Source organism: Paenibacillus sp. FSL H7-0350, from assembly GCF_038593195.1.
Lineage (GTDB): Bacteria > Bacillota > Bacilli > Paenibacillales > Paenibacillaceae > Paenibacillus_AQ.
On sequence record NZ_CP151972.1, the window covers coordinates 7,071,172 to 7,085,267 of the forward strand.

Consider the following 14,096-nt stretch of genomic DNA (forward strand, 5'->3'; position numbering starts at 1 on the left):
CTTCAGCATACCAGACCTCATGAAAGTGATGGTTCAGATATAGAAGTGAAGCAGGCGGAAGGAGGCCGGGACAGTGTCGCAAGAGGTTGACCGTACAAGGCTGACTGAGCTGTCGGCCGGCTTGAAGCGGATGGGCCGGGAGATCAGCGGGAGCAGCAATATGCAGAAGGCAGCAGGCCAGGCTGCTGCAAGAACCCGCGAACGATATACAGAAGGTTATGTGCAGTCTGCTGTCTATAGTGTGGAGAACCTGCTTAAGCAAATCAATTCGCTGGCGGGAACGCTCTCCACTGAGCTGGACCGCAAAGCGGCTGCGCTCATCTGGGCAGCAGATCAGTATCAGCGGGAAGAGAAGCAGTCTACCATCAGGCTGGAGCGAATATCTGTCATAAAGCAGAGTGCACCCGGTATTTCCCAGAACAAAGGCTCAGCTGCAGCCTCCAAACCGGCAGCTCTGATACTGCCGGAGGGGATCAAAGCACTTTCTTCCAAGCTCTCGTACAACCCCGATGTCTACAGTAAAGAGGTGCTGCTGCTGCAAAAGCGTCTGACTGAATTAGGGTATCCGCTTGAAGCAGACGGTTATTTCGGCAAGCAGACCAAGCAGGCTGTAAATGCTTTTAAGAAGAAATATGGACTGGGCAATACAGGCAAGGATGCCGGGATCGTAGGCGAGATGACCTGGCTCTACTTGTTCGGCGTCATTCAGGGCGGGCTGAAATATAGCCCTCATGTGTACTCCGAGCAGGTGCGGATCATGCAAATCCGGCTGCGTGAGCTTGGCTATGAGGTTACGGTGAATGGCCGTTTCGACGCCAAGACGAAACAAGCGGTGAATGCGTTTAAGGCCGCTAATCATCTGGGCAATACAGGCGACGTGGCCGGTATCGTAGGCCCGCACACCTGGAAGAAGCTGTTCAGTGAGCTGAACCAGGCTGATTCTTCCGCCGGAACGGGCAGCAACACGCTCACGGAGACGCAGCTTACGGACCTGGCGATGGGCGTGATTTTTGGCAATGAAGGCAATTACGGTACTGTGGTTCCGGACGACGGCGGCGGCTTGAGTGTCGGGAAAATACAGTGGCACGGCGAACGGGCCAGAGATCTGATCCTGCTTACCTTCAAGAAAATGAATATCACGCCATCCCAGGGAGACTATGAAGCCAAGCTCAAGAAGCATCTGCCTGCCAGTCTGGCGAAGGATCTCATCAAGTACGCCAAGCAGGATAAATGGTGGTATACCAGGGTGCTGAGCTTGAAGGAGAAAGAAGCGCTTGCCGCCTTATTGACGACCAAGGCAGGGAAGAATGCACAGGATGAGCAGGCCCGCAAGGATGTTCAAGTCTATCTGGATAGCGGGGAAAAACTCGGCATTACCGATCCCCAGGCGTTGGTCTATTATGCGGATCTTAAGAATCAGTCGCCGCGCGGAGCGAACCGGGTGGTGGAGGCGGTGCTTAAGGCGGGTCTTCCGCTGACGCTCAAGAATATTCATAATGCAGCATTGAAAGACGAGGTCATGGGCAAATATACCACCCGGCGCAACAACACCTATAAAGAAAGCGCAGCGCTTCAGACTCCCTCCGGGACTCCGCAGCTGCCATCCAAGCCGAAGCCGGAAGCACCTGACGCTAAGGGCGGTGTAAACGGCGGCAGTACCGGGAATCCCCCTGGTATTGACAAATTTCTTGCAGCCGCCGAGCTGGAACTGGCTAAGGGCTTCAAGGAGCATGTCCCCAAAGGCAAAACAAGCGGTGACAACAATACGCCTTACGGCAAATGGTATGGGATGAACTACCAGCCCTGGTGTGCGATGTTCGTCTCTTATATCGCTAATGAAGCCGGAATCCTGGGCAATGTGGTACCCAAATATGCAAGTGTTGAAGCCGGGAGACAATGGTACATCAAGCAAGGGCGTTATAGTAAACGCTCCTCGGGATACACGCCGAAGGCTGGAGATGTTATCTTTTTTACCCGCAGCGGGCAAAACCATACAGGCATCGTCACCGGCTATGACAGCAAGTCCAAAACCGTATACACCATTGAAGGCAATACGAAAGATAGGGTTGCCCGGCGTTCCTATAAGCTTACTGACACCTATATCGTGGGGTATGGCAAAAATGGCGGAGTTACAGAAGGGCAAACGGACGGCAGCGCAGAATCGGGCAAGGGACATAGTACGCGGTGACAGAAAGTTCAGTAGTAGCAGTAACTCTTGGAAGGGAGAAATAGCCATATGAAAAAATGGTTTTGGATGATAGGCTTGTACACCGCACTTATGATTACAGGCTGCGCACGGACAGATAAGGCTACTTTAGGAGAAACGGGGCAGTCAGCCACGCAAAGTCCGGTATTGGAGACCGCTGCTCCCAGTCCTTCAGCAGTCCCGGCCCATAGGGTTATTACCGATGAGCAGAAGAATGGAGAAGATGGTATGTTCCAACTGGGAATGACTCTGGAAGAAGTGCGCAAACAATTGGAAGTTGAAGGCATAGACGACAGCAATGAAATTGAGAATGCAGGTGATCCCGCCGACTGGAATCAGGGACATCGTACCGTTATGACGGACCGAGCTGAGTTCACATTCGATGAGAATGAGCGGCTCTACATCATTGATGTGACCGATGATTCTCCTACAGCAGCAGGCCTCAAAATGGGAGACGCGGAAGCGGATGTCGTTCGGCTGTATGGGGAAGATTCCCATGCCTATGAGCTGCCTGACGATGGCGGACGGGTCCTGGAATATGTAATGAATGACCATTACTTTACGGTGCTGCTGCAGCAACAGAAGGTTGGCGGCTGGGGGGTCTCTTCTTATAAGTGGGAGACGAACAGTCCCGTTACGGAGAGCTATGATCAGGTGAAGCCTGCCGGAGATGATGAAGGCACTGCACTGAAAGAGAAGCTGTATGAAGAGTTGCAGGCAAATATGCAGAAGGTTGCGCAAAACTCTGATGATTTGATGGCCGCCGTGCTGGCTTCGGACCGGATTCGCGGGCTGCAGAGCATTATGTCCATCGTGCTCAGCGATGCGGAAGTAGAAGAGATGCTGGATCAGAAAGAACAGGTTCAACCGCTGCTGGGCGACTCCGTGATTTATACCGGCTATTCGACGCAGGGCGTGCATCTGATGGCGATTCTGTCGCCAACTACGCCGGGGAATGAGAAATATAAAGCTGCGATGAACAAGCTGCGCGGCAAGGAGGATGAATATGCCTTCCTGTCTGCAATTGCAGAGGCGTCAGATGAACGTTCGCTTGAAGTTGGGCTTGATTTGTATGCAGAGGATCTGACAGACTCGCGGAAGGAGATCAGGCTCAGCTCGATTGCCGTCTCGGACAGCAGTGACGGGACTAAGCAGGTGACTCCTTTTACCGGCAAAGAGCTTGAACCTCTCCTGACCCAATACGGCCGCAAGCACAGTGCAGACCTAGTACTGGCAAGCGGAGACTGGCACGCCTTCGGCTTCATGGGCACGCTGATTAACGATCCTGTAATTACGATAGAGTTAGACGGGGAGCCGGTAATTCTGCAGCGCCAGTAGAGGAAGTATAGCTAAGGCTTGTCACAACCCCACTTGAGGAGGATATGAAGATGAAAAAAATAACAATCTTGTTCACAGCCCTATTCCTGTTAATCTCGCTAATGCCTGTATCTGCACATGCCGCCCAGTCTGTCCGGGTGGTGGTGGACGGCTCCAAAATCAGCTTCCCGGATGCCCAGCCATTCCTCGACAAGCAGAACCGGGTGCAGGTGCCGGTCCGTTTCGTGAGTGAAGCCCTCGGGGCGAAGGTGGGCTGGGTTCCGGCTTCCAAGACCGTAACGGTGGAACTGAACGGCAAGAAGCTGGTGCTAGTCATCGGGAACAGACAATTTACGCTGGATGGCGCCAAGAAGACGATGGATACCGCTGCCCTGATGAAGAACGGTAGAACGTTCGTGCCGCTGAAGTTTGTCAGCGAAGGGCTGGGCGTAGGCGTGAACTGGGACCAGCGGGTTAGCACCGCTTATATTTCCACGGATGGCAAGACGCCTGTTATCAGCTCCGCACCCGCTAAGGGCACTCCTAAGACCTCCAACGGATTCACTTATTATACGGATACAGGCTCTATGCTTCAGGTTAATTCTTCTACTGAGAATCCTCCCAAGGGCAAGGCCGTCCTTGTCATTCTGGTCGATTTCGAGATCGAGGGTGCTGATTATGCCATGCAAATGAAGGAAGCAGAAGCGATTATGCGGCAAAAGATTGAGCCGGCTACTGTAGATGCCATGCTGGACTATGTTGCTCCAAAGAAGACAGTAGAGTATAACCTGCCCTTTAGAACATTTGAAGATGCAAAATACAAAATTAATGTGTCTTCTACCGAATATAACGCGCTGGTTTTTACTATATACAGAAAATAGGTGTAGATGGATGAAGAGAGCCCTGGTTCTAGCCATACTATCGGTCATTTTTGTCGCTGCCGTCTTCCAAATGGATACCTATTCGGATGCACGCGGGAAGCCGGCCACTCCGGCCGAAGTGCTGAAATTCGCCAACGAAGATTACCTGGACTTATATGGTGTGAAGGATTACTTCAAGGAGGAGACCTCCAAGGGCAGCTACCGGAAGGATCTGCTGCAAAAAAGGATTGCTTCAGGTGCCGAACGTTACTATGAAATCGTCTACGGGACCAGTCATGGCACCCAATTGGACGGAGGGCTCTATGAATATTCCGGCTATACCCGGGAAGGCAACTCGGTACCGACAGAGAATGTTCCCTGGTTCGCCGGGTGGAGCGGGACGCAGATTCAGAATCTCTCCCTGATTAAGGAATCCTGGGAGGATGATGCCGTTCAGCAAAAATTCAAAGTTAACACAAATAAATTTGACCGCTATCAAAACACTAACAACTCAAAGCTCACCGCCTATCTCACAGACGGGACCTTTGAGCAGGCGATTATCGAGGGCTTGAATATTGAATACGGCGGCAACCATACGTATAAGGATTTCATGTACCGTAATCAGAATAAAGAGCTTCAAGATAAGAAGGTCTATACCAACAACGCCACTCCATCCAAGGGTGGCAAGTGGATTGACTATGTTCATGTGCTCCAGCCGCCCACGTATTTCTCGTGGGGGTATGGCACCGTCTATATCTCCCATAACAGCGGGAATATCACGTATTTGGACATTCCGATTGCACCGCTGGCCTTGATTGAGCAGGAGTACGATATAAAGACTGAATTTGAACAGCTGCCGCTGCAGGCAGAGGCCGGTGAACAGGTGCAAGTACAGATCCGGGTGGATTCATCTTTTCCTGAAGAGATCAAGACTCCCTTCCGTTGGGAGATTATTCAGGTGAGTACAGGCAAGGCCATCGATAGCTCTTCGGCGAAGCTGACGTTCACCGGTCATGCGCAGAAGGGTAGCGGCGAGCTTGTCATTCCCAAGAACGGGGAGCGCCTGCTGAAAGCCAGCTTCAAGATGCCAGGCAGCGATGTGCGTATCAAGTTCAGCGTGAACCCGGAGGGGAAGAACCCCAAGGAGAAGCAGATGGCTAATAACGTGCTCGATTCGCATCCGATCGCCGTCAAGCTGCTGCAGCCGCAGCCGCTGGGCTATAATGTGCTGACCCGGCAGGTGGAATTCCCGATCTACGGCGGCGTACCGTTAGTTGCCCAGTTGTACTTACCCCGCGGAGACTGGATCAACAAGGCAACAGGACAACTGAATGTGACCAATGCGACACCGGATGTATTCCGGCAATATAATGTGTCGGGCAATCCTGTGGTGGATGATCCGGGGAGTCGTATTTCGCGCCAGCCCATCGTCAGCGCGGTGATTGACCGCAAGGATTTCGGCGATGACCCTGAGCATGGCAAATGGCTCAATCCGGCTAATCCATATTCCCCTGCGGTAAAAGAAGGCCGGGTGGACTTTCAAGGCGGAGTGCAAAGAAGCTATGAGTATGAAGTGACGAGCTGCAGCAATGGCACTTGCACCACACGGACAGAGACCGATACGGCAATCGCCAGCTTCCCGCAGGGAACGGACCGGAAACTCTATGAAATGTATTTCTATCATGGACGCAAAGAAGTACCGGAGCCTGTGATAGACAGTAAGATCGGGCAGAACACCGGGACCGCTCTATCCAAGAAGTTGCTGTGGAGAACCGAACCGTATCCGGTGGATGTCATCCGCTGGATGTACCATTTAGATAAGAATAATCAAGCATACAAAGCTGTAGCCGTAAATGGGCAATACAATCGTTCGTTCACGCAGCAAGGTACTGGTGAAATTGCCTGGAGTGCAACCAGTCCGCAGCTCCAAGAATATCAGACTTCGCGGACAGCAGCCAAAAATGGACAAGCAGGTAAAGCAGGCTATGACAAAGCGGTGTTCGCCACGGACCGGGAATTGCAGCGCTTCAACTATCCGCTGAAGTCGGGCTACTATTTTAACCCGGCAGGGTCCTATTCCTTCAAGGTAAAGACTGTGGTGTACAAGCCGGTCAAGGACGATACTGAAGATCATAAAGAGCTGGTGCAGCGGGTCATTGATTCTTTCCGTTATGAGAATGACCTGATCTATATCAACAATAAAAAGATCGCCGTGAACCTGAGCAATGAGCCGCTTGCCAAACAGGGCGGAGGTTTTGCCCGTAAGACGGGCATACTGACTGCCGCGAGTCCAAAGGGTGTGAATGGCGAAGTGCTGCTGGCCGTAATGGACCGTAGTACAGATGACAGCCGCTACAGCAAAAAGGTAGTGGAGCTGGAGCATTCACAGGACGTAAAGGGCGATACCCATGAATACTGGAAAAAGGTGATGGAAGGCTATAGCCAGTCCTCTACGGCTGGAAGCAATACGGCTTTTGAATATAAGGAATTCGTAAAAGACGGGCAGAGCATGTATCAAATTACGGAAGAGACCCGCGTTACGATTGTGATCAACCCGAAGAACAGCTATCTGTATACTCATGCCAATATGGCGGACGGTGAATATCCGATTAAAGTGTCGGTTGGGAATGTGGAGCTTGGCAAGAGCAAGCTGGCCTATCGCACTCTAGGCTCCATTCAAGGTATTACGGCACTGGACGGCATGACCATCACAGTGAAGGGCTCCATGTTCGACGACTTAAATAACTAGACGGCGGATTTGTACTCAGGAGGTGAAGCATGCAGCAGCAGGTGGAGATCAAGCGGATACTGGAGCTGGAGCAGGGACTGAAGCGCTTGAACCGCATACTGGAAGATCGTGTCACCGATATGGACAGAAGCGTTGGCGGTTTGGTCCGTTCGGTGCAGGCTGCTTACCCGGAAAGTTATGTGCAGTCTCCCTCCCGCGAGGCGGTCCGGTTGCTGCAGGAGTTGGTGCGGGAGGCACAATCGCTCACTGACCGGTTAGAGCGTAAGCAATCTGCATTACGCTGGGCGGCCGGGCAATATCAATCTGCTGAGACGAAGGCGCAGAGTTTGCTAAAGACTACACCCGCCTTCACCTGGAAGCAGGCAGGCAGTATGTTCAGCCGATGGCTCCAAGGCATACGGGACCAGGCAACGCGTGGGATTCAGGATGTCCTTCGTCACCCGCCCACGCTTAGCGGCATGATTCAGAATCTCCTACTGAACGTCAGAGACGCTTCGGTGGATAGACAATTGCACCCTTTTGAAGCAGATGCAGTCATCTCTGAGCTGTTCCAGCAGAGAGAATCCGGCAGTCCCGCCGAACAGCAGCAGGCGCGGGAACAATTGTCCAGGATTGCGGAGGCGTTGCGGGAAATCGGGCGAAGTCAAGCGGCGTACTCTGTCTATGAGAAGTACGGGAACAAAGCCTATATGAAGTCCGCGAATGAACATGCGGAGCGCCAGCGGGAGCTGCTGCAGAAGCTGGGCGTGGACCCGGGCTTCTATGTGAAGACCGACCTGCGGTCGCAATACAAAGGTTCTCCCTTATCAGCCTGCACGTATAACCCGCTGCTGACAGACGGATCGGCGGTGCCAGCCAGTGATGAACTGCGGTTCGTCATCGCCTTGGGGCTGGTGAATGAGAAATACCGCGAATGGGCGAAGAGTAATTATAAGGACATCGAAGCAGCAGTGGTTCGAGCGGAACAGATTCGCGAGCTGGAACGGCAGGTGGCAGAGTATAAGCGGCTCCATGGACCACCGATGACGTTGCCGGATGGTACGCCGATCACAGCGAAGAACAAAGAGAATGAGACGACCTTTGCCTATTTCAAGGACAAGGTCTATGATCCCAGTAAACATTCCGAAGTCGTGTACACCGCCTATTACGGTTGGCTGGAAGACACGTACGGCATGACCAAATGGCGCAAAATAGTGGTGCAGGCCGATCAGGTAACCCAAGCCTTCGTAGGCGGCCTGATCAAATCTACCGTGATGGGTGCCGTGGACACCGCCAAGTTCGCGTTCGACTTCGTCATCGACCCGGAGAAAACGACCCAGGAAACGATCGACAAGGTGAACTATCTCGTCAATCACCCCGAAGTTCTGGTGGATGCGGCCAAAGCCATGTATCATGACTTCAATGAAGGCACTCCGGAGCAAAAAGCCGAAATGCTCGGCAACGCCGCTTCTATTCTCGTCCCGGGCGTACCCATCGCCAAGACCGGCGTGGTCGGCAAGCTGGCTGACGCGGTGATGGACCCGCTGACTGATGCGGTGAAGAAAGTGCCGGATGCCTTGAAAAACTGGAATTTCCCAGGGATGAACCCTTACCCGAACCGTTTAATTCCGGCAACGCCGGGCGGCCCCGGTCCGGTCGAAGTGCCGGGGCGGGTGTGGCGGAGTCAGGGGACGGGTAAGATTGACAATACTCCGCCTGCTTTCAAGCAAACTGAATTTGCCAGTTCTTACGAAGCAAGACTTAGTCAGACACCTGCACCTGAAAATCCAACGGTTGGTTTTGAAGGAACTAGGGGCGAATCTAAGTGTACTCTTAAGCCGCCACCTGATTCTGAAGTACAAATAGTATTAAATGAGGCTGGCATTGATGGTATACAATATAAAAATGCTGTACCTGACTTTTCACCTGTAGCAAAAGCGCAAGTAGAAATCGAATATATGCTAGGCGGAAAAGGAATTTATGGAGGAAAAGCACGAAGGGAAAATTTCATTCAATCAGATTCAAAATTGGCTGAGCAACTCAATAGTTCTCCTGAATTAGCACGCCAATTCGGAATGGATTCGGGTAAAATTAGTGTAAGGGATATAAAGATCTATCGTGAAAAAAACAACTTAACATGGCATGAATTAAATGATGTAAAAACAATGCAACTAGTGCCAACAAATATTAACAGTACGTTTGGACATCTTGGCGGTGTAGGAGAGATTAATGCAGGGGCATTTGAACCTGGAGGTTTTGCCAAATAAACAAAAGGAGATCATAAAATGAAAAAAAATGATCCAATCTTTGGTGATCTTGAGTATAACTATAGTTGGTCTAAGGATACTACTATTCTTTTTTTCGGAAGAGAAACTGATATTACATTAATGATTGATGGCGAAGAAGATGGGGAATTTGATGAAGAACAGTACGCGGCATACCAAGCGTTAATGAAGAGTTGGGAGCAATTACATGAAAGTTTTCTTGAACCAATTTTAAATTATTATCGACAAAAGCGACATGAATTGGGTTACGATATCGATCAGAAAGAAAATTATCCGTTAGTCGAAACAAATGACCAAATTCTTGAAATGATTGCTCTAGAGGGAATTGTGGTCCCATATGGAGATATAAGAGAAGGTCGAGATATTGGAATACTTTTTAATTGCACATGGGACCAGGAAAATGGGTTGGGACTTCGTTTATTGAATGAAGAGGTGGTTGATGTTGGATACCAGGATATTGTAATTTAGTAACCAAATAAGCCAGTCAGTACAGCGCATCATATATTAAGCGGGTGGGAGATAACGAAGCCAAGCAAATTCAACTATTCTTGCCCGTGAGAAGACTAAATCATCGGAATCAAGTCTTAGCAAAAGTTGCTCGATTCCTAAATCAGTATGATTGACGGCTATCGGATGATCATATGGATTAATTACTATCGTAAATACTTGCCGTTGTTTGGCTAACATGTCCCCAGCCGTTGTGCGGGGATTCTTTTTTGCATAGGTCTTAACTGTCACATCACCCTATCGTTTAGAGAAATTGAAGGAGCAACGCTTCTGACAAAATAGAAAAGAATGATGAGTATGGCAGTATATCAATGGTTGAATGACATGAAAAATCAGTTTCACTACATTGTCCCAGGTGTAAAGATGATGAGTTGAATTATGTTGTTGCAGCGGAGAAAAAATTAATTTTAGAATGTGATACTTGCGGGCGGGCTTTGAATATTGATGGAACGGAATGGTCTGATGGAGTGGCTATTATTCATCCAGCAAATGAGACAATTGTAAACACATTTTTAGGTGCGAATTAGCTAAGCACTATACTATACATTCAATATAGAATTGTTGACAGATTAGCTGAACTTGGAGAAAACTAAAGTGGATTGTGGAGAGGGCCAATCAGCAAGGGGGGATTAAATGAACATTGCTCATCTTTTAGAGAACCATAAGACATGGGTAGACTCCAACGGCCAGCTTGGTGAGAAATTTTACCCCATGCCGATTTGAGTGATTCCATTATAGTGGAGTCGGATTTCAAAAAAAACATTCTGCATCATAGCGACCTTGCCGGAGGATACTTTTTGGGGTCGGTTTTTGATGAGGCTGATTTGTCAGACAGTATGATCAGCAGAGCGATCTTTGAATATGCTTCGATGAAGCACTGTATAATGAGACATTGTACAGCGATCAAAGCGTCATTCTACGTTACATTGAACAGAATAATGTACATGAACGGAGTTTTAAATATTGGTATGTTGGAGAGCGAAAAGAGGCCCAGGGGCTTACTATGTGGACCTTCCGTCTGATGTAAGAAGGTGCTGGTTTTTACCTGATGGTACATAAATTTTTCCAGATCGAGCTATAATGGTTGTAAAAAGGGATGGAAGTCTGACAACTTTTGCTCTTATCTCAACTCCAGTAGGGCGGCTGATTTCAAGTATGCATATCAATTGCTTTTATTTTGTAACCTAAATAAAGCTATTGCGATACGCAAAGCAGGTTGATTATGGTCAGATACTACTATAATTACTCTGTTTTTTGTTATGTTCGCTTTCTTGGAGACTGGAATGGAAATCTAAGTGAACTGAAAAAGCAATTTATTGATTGGCCTATAAAGAATTTAGATGAAGTCATCGTAATAACTAAAGATAAAAAGGTAATTGACTTACTTCCATAAAACGGGGGGTTATATTAATGGCTATAGAATATTCATTTATGTTAGAAGAGATACAATTATCCAATACTGATATCAGTATTGAACTGGAAAAATTGGGTGTGATACTAGACATGAACAAAATAGAAAAAATGTCAGAAGGGATTCGAATAACTGAAACATATGATAGGCTTGGGTTTTCATTGGCGCTAATGGATACTTCTAAGTCACTTTACGGTTATGAGTCGGAGTACTTCTTGGATGAATTCATCAATCGACAAGATTTAAGTTTTAGAATTAACAAGTTCTTTGAATGGGAACAAGCAATAGTTAATATGTTAACTATTGTTTTTGAAATCATGAATAAGGTCAGCACTAACTGCATTTTTGAGTTTAATGGCGATACAGTTTATTTAGTAAGGTTAAATGAAGTGATCTATATTAATAATAATACTGGATTTTGGGATAATGAGAACTTCAAAGAAATTATCAAACCTAGAGAATTCCTGTTTTTAAAACCTAATGAAAAACTTTAGAGGAGGTTGTTGAACTACATGATTAAGAAGCCTTTCGGACAGCCTGTTCAGTATATTTGGAAAATGCATCAAATGTTAAGGATGTTTTGAGGGGAAATAGGGAGGTGACGATATGACAAATGAAAATATTTCTGAAAAAGAACTGATCGATCTTTATTATTTTTCTATCGGAGATGGGAACTTTATTAAAGCGTTGGAAAAGTATTGTAACGGGCAGGGTTTTGGTAATGAGCATATCTGGTGTTTATTTGCAAGTGAGCTAGAAGAGTGGGAAGAAGGGTACTTCGGAGAAGATGGGGTTTGTTATTTTTTTGACCGTCCTGCAGTTGATGAAGATGTAACCTTCGTACTAGATTACTCCAGTTTCTATGTTTATCTTAAGGAAGCAAGTAAAGTATATTTGTTAAAGCACTCTGATGATAAGGATGTAATTGAATCTCGACTATATGCAATTAAACGAAAGTTTAAAATTGTATAGGTAGAATGGAGATGTCAACGGGAACAGTGTATGGCGTTGTCCTAGTTGTGAAACTTTTTGTTTATAACCCCAGCATAGAGTGGTGCGAAATAATGAATCAATTCGACAATTTAAATGTGGATGCCAAGGTAGTCTATCTCCTTTCTTTGAGTGAATTAGTTATCAACAAGATTTCAAAATCTGAAGGTTATGAAGTAGCAGTAGTGAACTAGATATTACTAATATGCAGCGAGTCTTAGATTTGTCAGATAAGGTTAATTATCGGGACAGCTTAGATGAGCATGAGGTTGAGTATCTAGAAGAGTACTTGGAACTCAGTTAAGAATAAATATAAAGAACTAACAAGCGAAGCCTAATAAATTCTATAATCTCAAATGGAGTGAATTGTATGATTGATTTCTTGGAAAGGGCAATAACACGAATCTCGAATATTGCTTGGGGAACTTCTGAAACAAAAAAGAAATCAAGTGAACTTTTAATTGCTGAGTATTTGAGGAGAAGTTCACTATTTTTGGAGAGGTATTCAATTGAATCCGGACCTTTCTTTAGTCCTGCAAAAGTGTTGGGCTCTAATCTAGAATTAGAGGATATTATCACTAGTGTTTTTTCTGAATCAGGTAAACCAAATCTATTATGTAAAACAATATGTTTACGTTATCTTGAATGGGTCTCTTTAGTTGGGGAAGGGAAAATACTTAATGGTGAATCTCAAGATATTTTTGAGCCATTGATTAAGTATTTTGAAAGGGGGGAACTCTTAGACTTGATCAGAGTATCTATTTGGATTATGGTTTTGGCGCATTTCCTATAGACAATTGGCGTGAACGATATTCAAAGTTACATGCTATTGATATTTCAGACGAAAATTTAGATAACGTTGATATAGAGAGTAAGACGAATTAGGAAAGGTGATAAAGTAGTATGGGATCGTCAGCATTTATTTTAATGAAGCAAGAAAAGTATACCCCTGAAAAATTGTTAAGCGACACGATAGTAGCTGCTTTTCATGCAGATGCCAGATTGTATTTTGATAACTATAAAAAATATAAGAATGAACAGTTCTTATATACAACCTTAAATGTTACTGATAAGCCTTTGGTTAATGAGAATAATCAGCAATTTATATTTTATGTTGATGGACTTGATAACTACGAGATCACTTATGATAATAATGAGGTTGTTTTTGGCTTGGATTCGAGTCTTCCACTATATCAGGTGGGTGGAATTGAGGAGATTTATGGTGCTCAAGAATTGATATTTCGCTTTATATATGAATACCTGAAATTAAACCCCGATGATTACTTTTGGGTCGCGGACTATGATTGGGTCTACAGTTGGGAGGATATGCAAAAACTAAAATCGTTACCGTATGACTCAGATTGGTGCCATAAGAGCCCTAAAAACTAATACAATTGAAAAAAGGGGTGAGATTTGCTTATGGCTTCAATAGCTGAATTAGTAGAAGAAATTAATACTGACAAGATTAAAAATGAAGATTTAATAGTATGTTTAGAGGCTAAGAATTTAAGAGTTGTTGCGATGGCAATGTTCAAATTGATTGAGAGACATTACTGTGGTCATAGAATTGTTGACAGATTAGCTGAACTTGGAGAACTTTTAACAGACAATAAATTTATTGGACCTTGGCAATTGGGTCATGTTGCTATCGCTACACTATCCCTTTTGGATAATGAGGATGCAAAGGTTAAGTTTAACGAACTTTTAGAGGGCCTAAGCGATAATGATAAATTTTTAGTAGAGAATTTTATTGAGTCAGAATCATACAAAGCTTAGAGGAACCCTTTTATTC

11 protein-coding genes are annotated in these 14,096 nt (G+C 46.5%); all 11 read left to right on the forward strand.

The features are described 5' to 3' along the window. The first annotated feature begins 73 nt into the window (after positions 1 to 73). The 11 genes from NYE24_RS31695 to NYE24_RS31745 all read left to right on the forward strand — a co-directional run bounded on the left by NYE24_RS31695 (position 74) and on the right by NYE24_RS31745 (position 14,080). A complete protein-coding gene (locus tag NYE24_RS31695) occupies positions 74 to 2,188 on the forward strand; it encodes a peptidoglycan-binding protein (RefSeq protein ID WP_342477534.1) in 2,115 nt (704 codons plus the stop codon). Between the two features lie 48 nt (positions 2,189 to 2,236). Then, on the forward strand, positions 2,237 to 3,544 hold the full coding sequence (locus NYE24_RS31700) for a hypothetical protein (RefSeq protein ID WP_342477535.1): 1,308 nt from the start codon (positions 2,237 to 2,239) through the stop codon (positions 3,542 to 3,544). A gap of 50 nt (positions 3,545 to 3,594) precedes the next feature. Further along, the gene (locus NYE24_RS31705) at positions 3,595 to 4,404 is read left to right on the forward strand and encodes a copper amine oxidase N-terminal domain-containing protein (RefSeq protein WP_051494129.1); all 810 of its coding nucleotides are present in this window, start codon (positions 3,595 to 3,597) and stop codon (positions 4,402 to 4,404) included. Positions 4,405 to 4,414: 10 nt separating this feature from the next. Next, positions 4,415 to 7,132 (forward strand): hypothetical protein, encoded by a 2,718-nt coding sequence (locus NYE24_RS31710; RefSeq protein ID WP_036702408.1) that lies wholly within the window; start codon positions 4,415 to 4,417, stop codon positions 7,130 to 7,132. 1,652 nt (positions 7,133 to 8,784) lie between these two features. Further along, a complete protein-coding gene (locus NYE24_RS31715) occupies positions 8,785 to 9,378 on the forward strand; it encodes an HNH endonuclease (protein ID WP_342479331.1) in 594 nt (197 codons plus the stop codon). Positions 9,379 to 9,396: 18 nt separating this feature from the next. Beyond that, entirely contained in the window at positions 9,397 to 9,864 is a 468-nt protein-coding gene (locus tag NYE24_RS31720; RefSeq protein WP_341024104.1) for a DUF2004 domain-containing protein, read from the forward strand. Positions 9,865 to 11,313: 1,449 nt separating this feature from the next. Continuing rightward, positions 11,314 to 11,808: a SitI3 family protein gene (locus NYE24_RS31725; protein ID WP_341024108.1), complete on the forward strand. Its 495-nt coding sequence runs from the start codon at positions 11,314 to 11,316 to the stop codon at positions 11,806 to 11,808. A 112-nt stretch (positions 11,809 to 11,920) separates the two neighbouring features. Beyond that, the gene (gene cdiI, locus NYE24_RS31730; protein WP_036702356.1) at positions 11,921 to 12,286 is read left to right on the forward strand and encodes a ribonuclease toxin immunity protein CdiI; all 366 of its coding nucleotides are present in this window, start codon (positions 11,921 to 11,923) and stop codon (positions 12,284 to 12,286) included. Positions 12,287 to 12,674: 388 nt separating this feature from the next. Next, positions 12,675 to 13,097 carry a hypothetical protein gene (locus tag NYE24_RS31735; RefSeq protein WP_342477536.1) on the forward strand — a complete coding sequence of 141 codons (423 nt, stop codon included), beginning with the start codon at positions 12,675 to 12,677 and terminating at the stop codon, positions 13,095 to 13,097. A gap of 134 nt (positions 13,098 to 13,231) precedes the next feature. Then, complete coding sequence (locus NYE24_RS31740; protein WP_342477537.1) at positions 13,232 to 13,693, forward strand: hypothetical protein; 462 nt, start codon at positions 13,232 to 13,234, stop codon at positions 13,691 to 13,693. A 30-nt stretch (positions 13,694 to 13,723) separates the two neighbouring features. Continuing rightward, entirely contained in the window at positions 13,724 to 14,080 is a 357-nt protein-coding gene (locus NYE24_RS31745) for a hypothetical protein (RefSeq protein WP_342477538.1), read from the forward strand. Positions 14,081 to 14,096 lie beyond the last annotated feature (16 nt).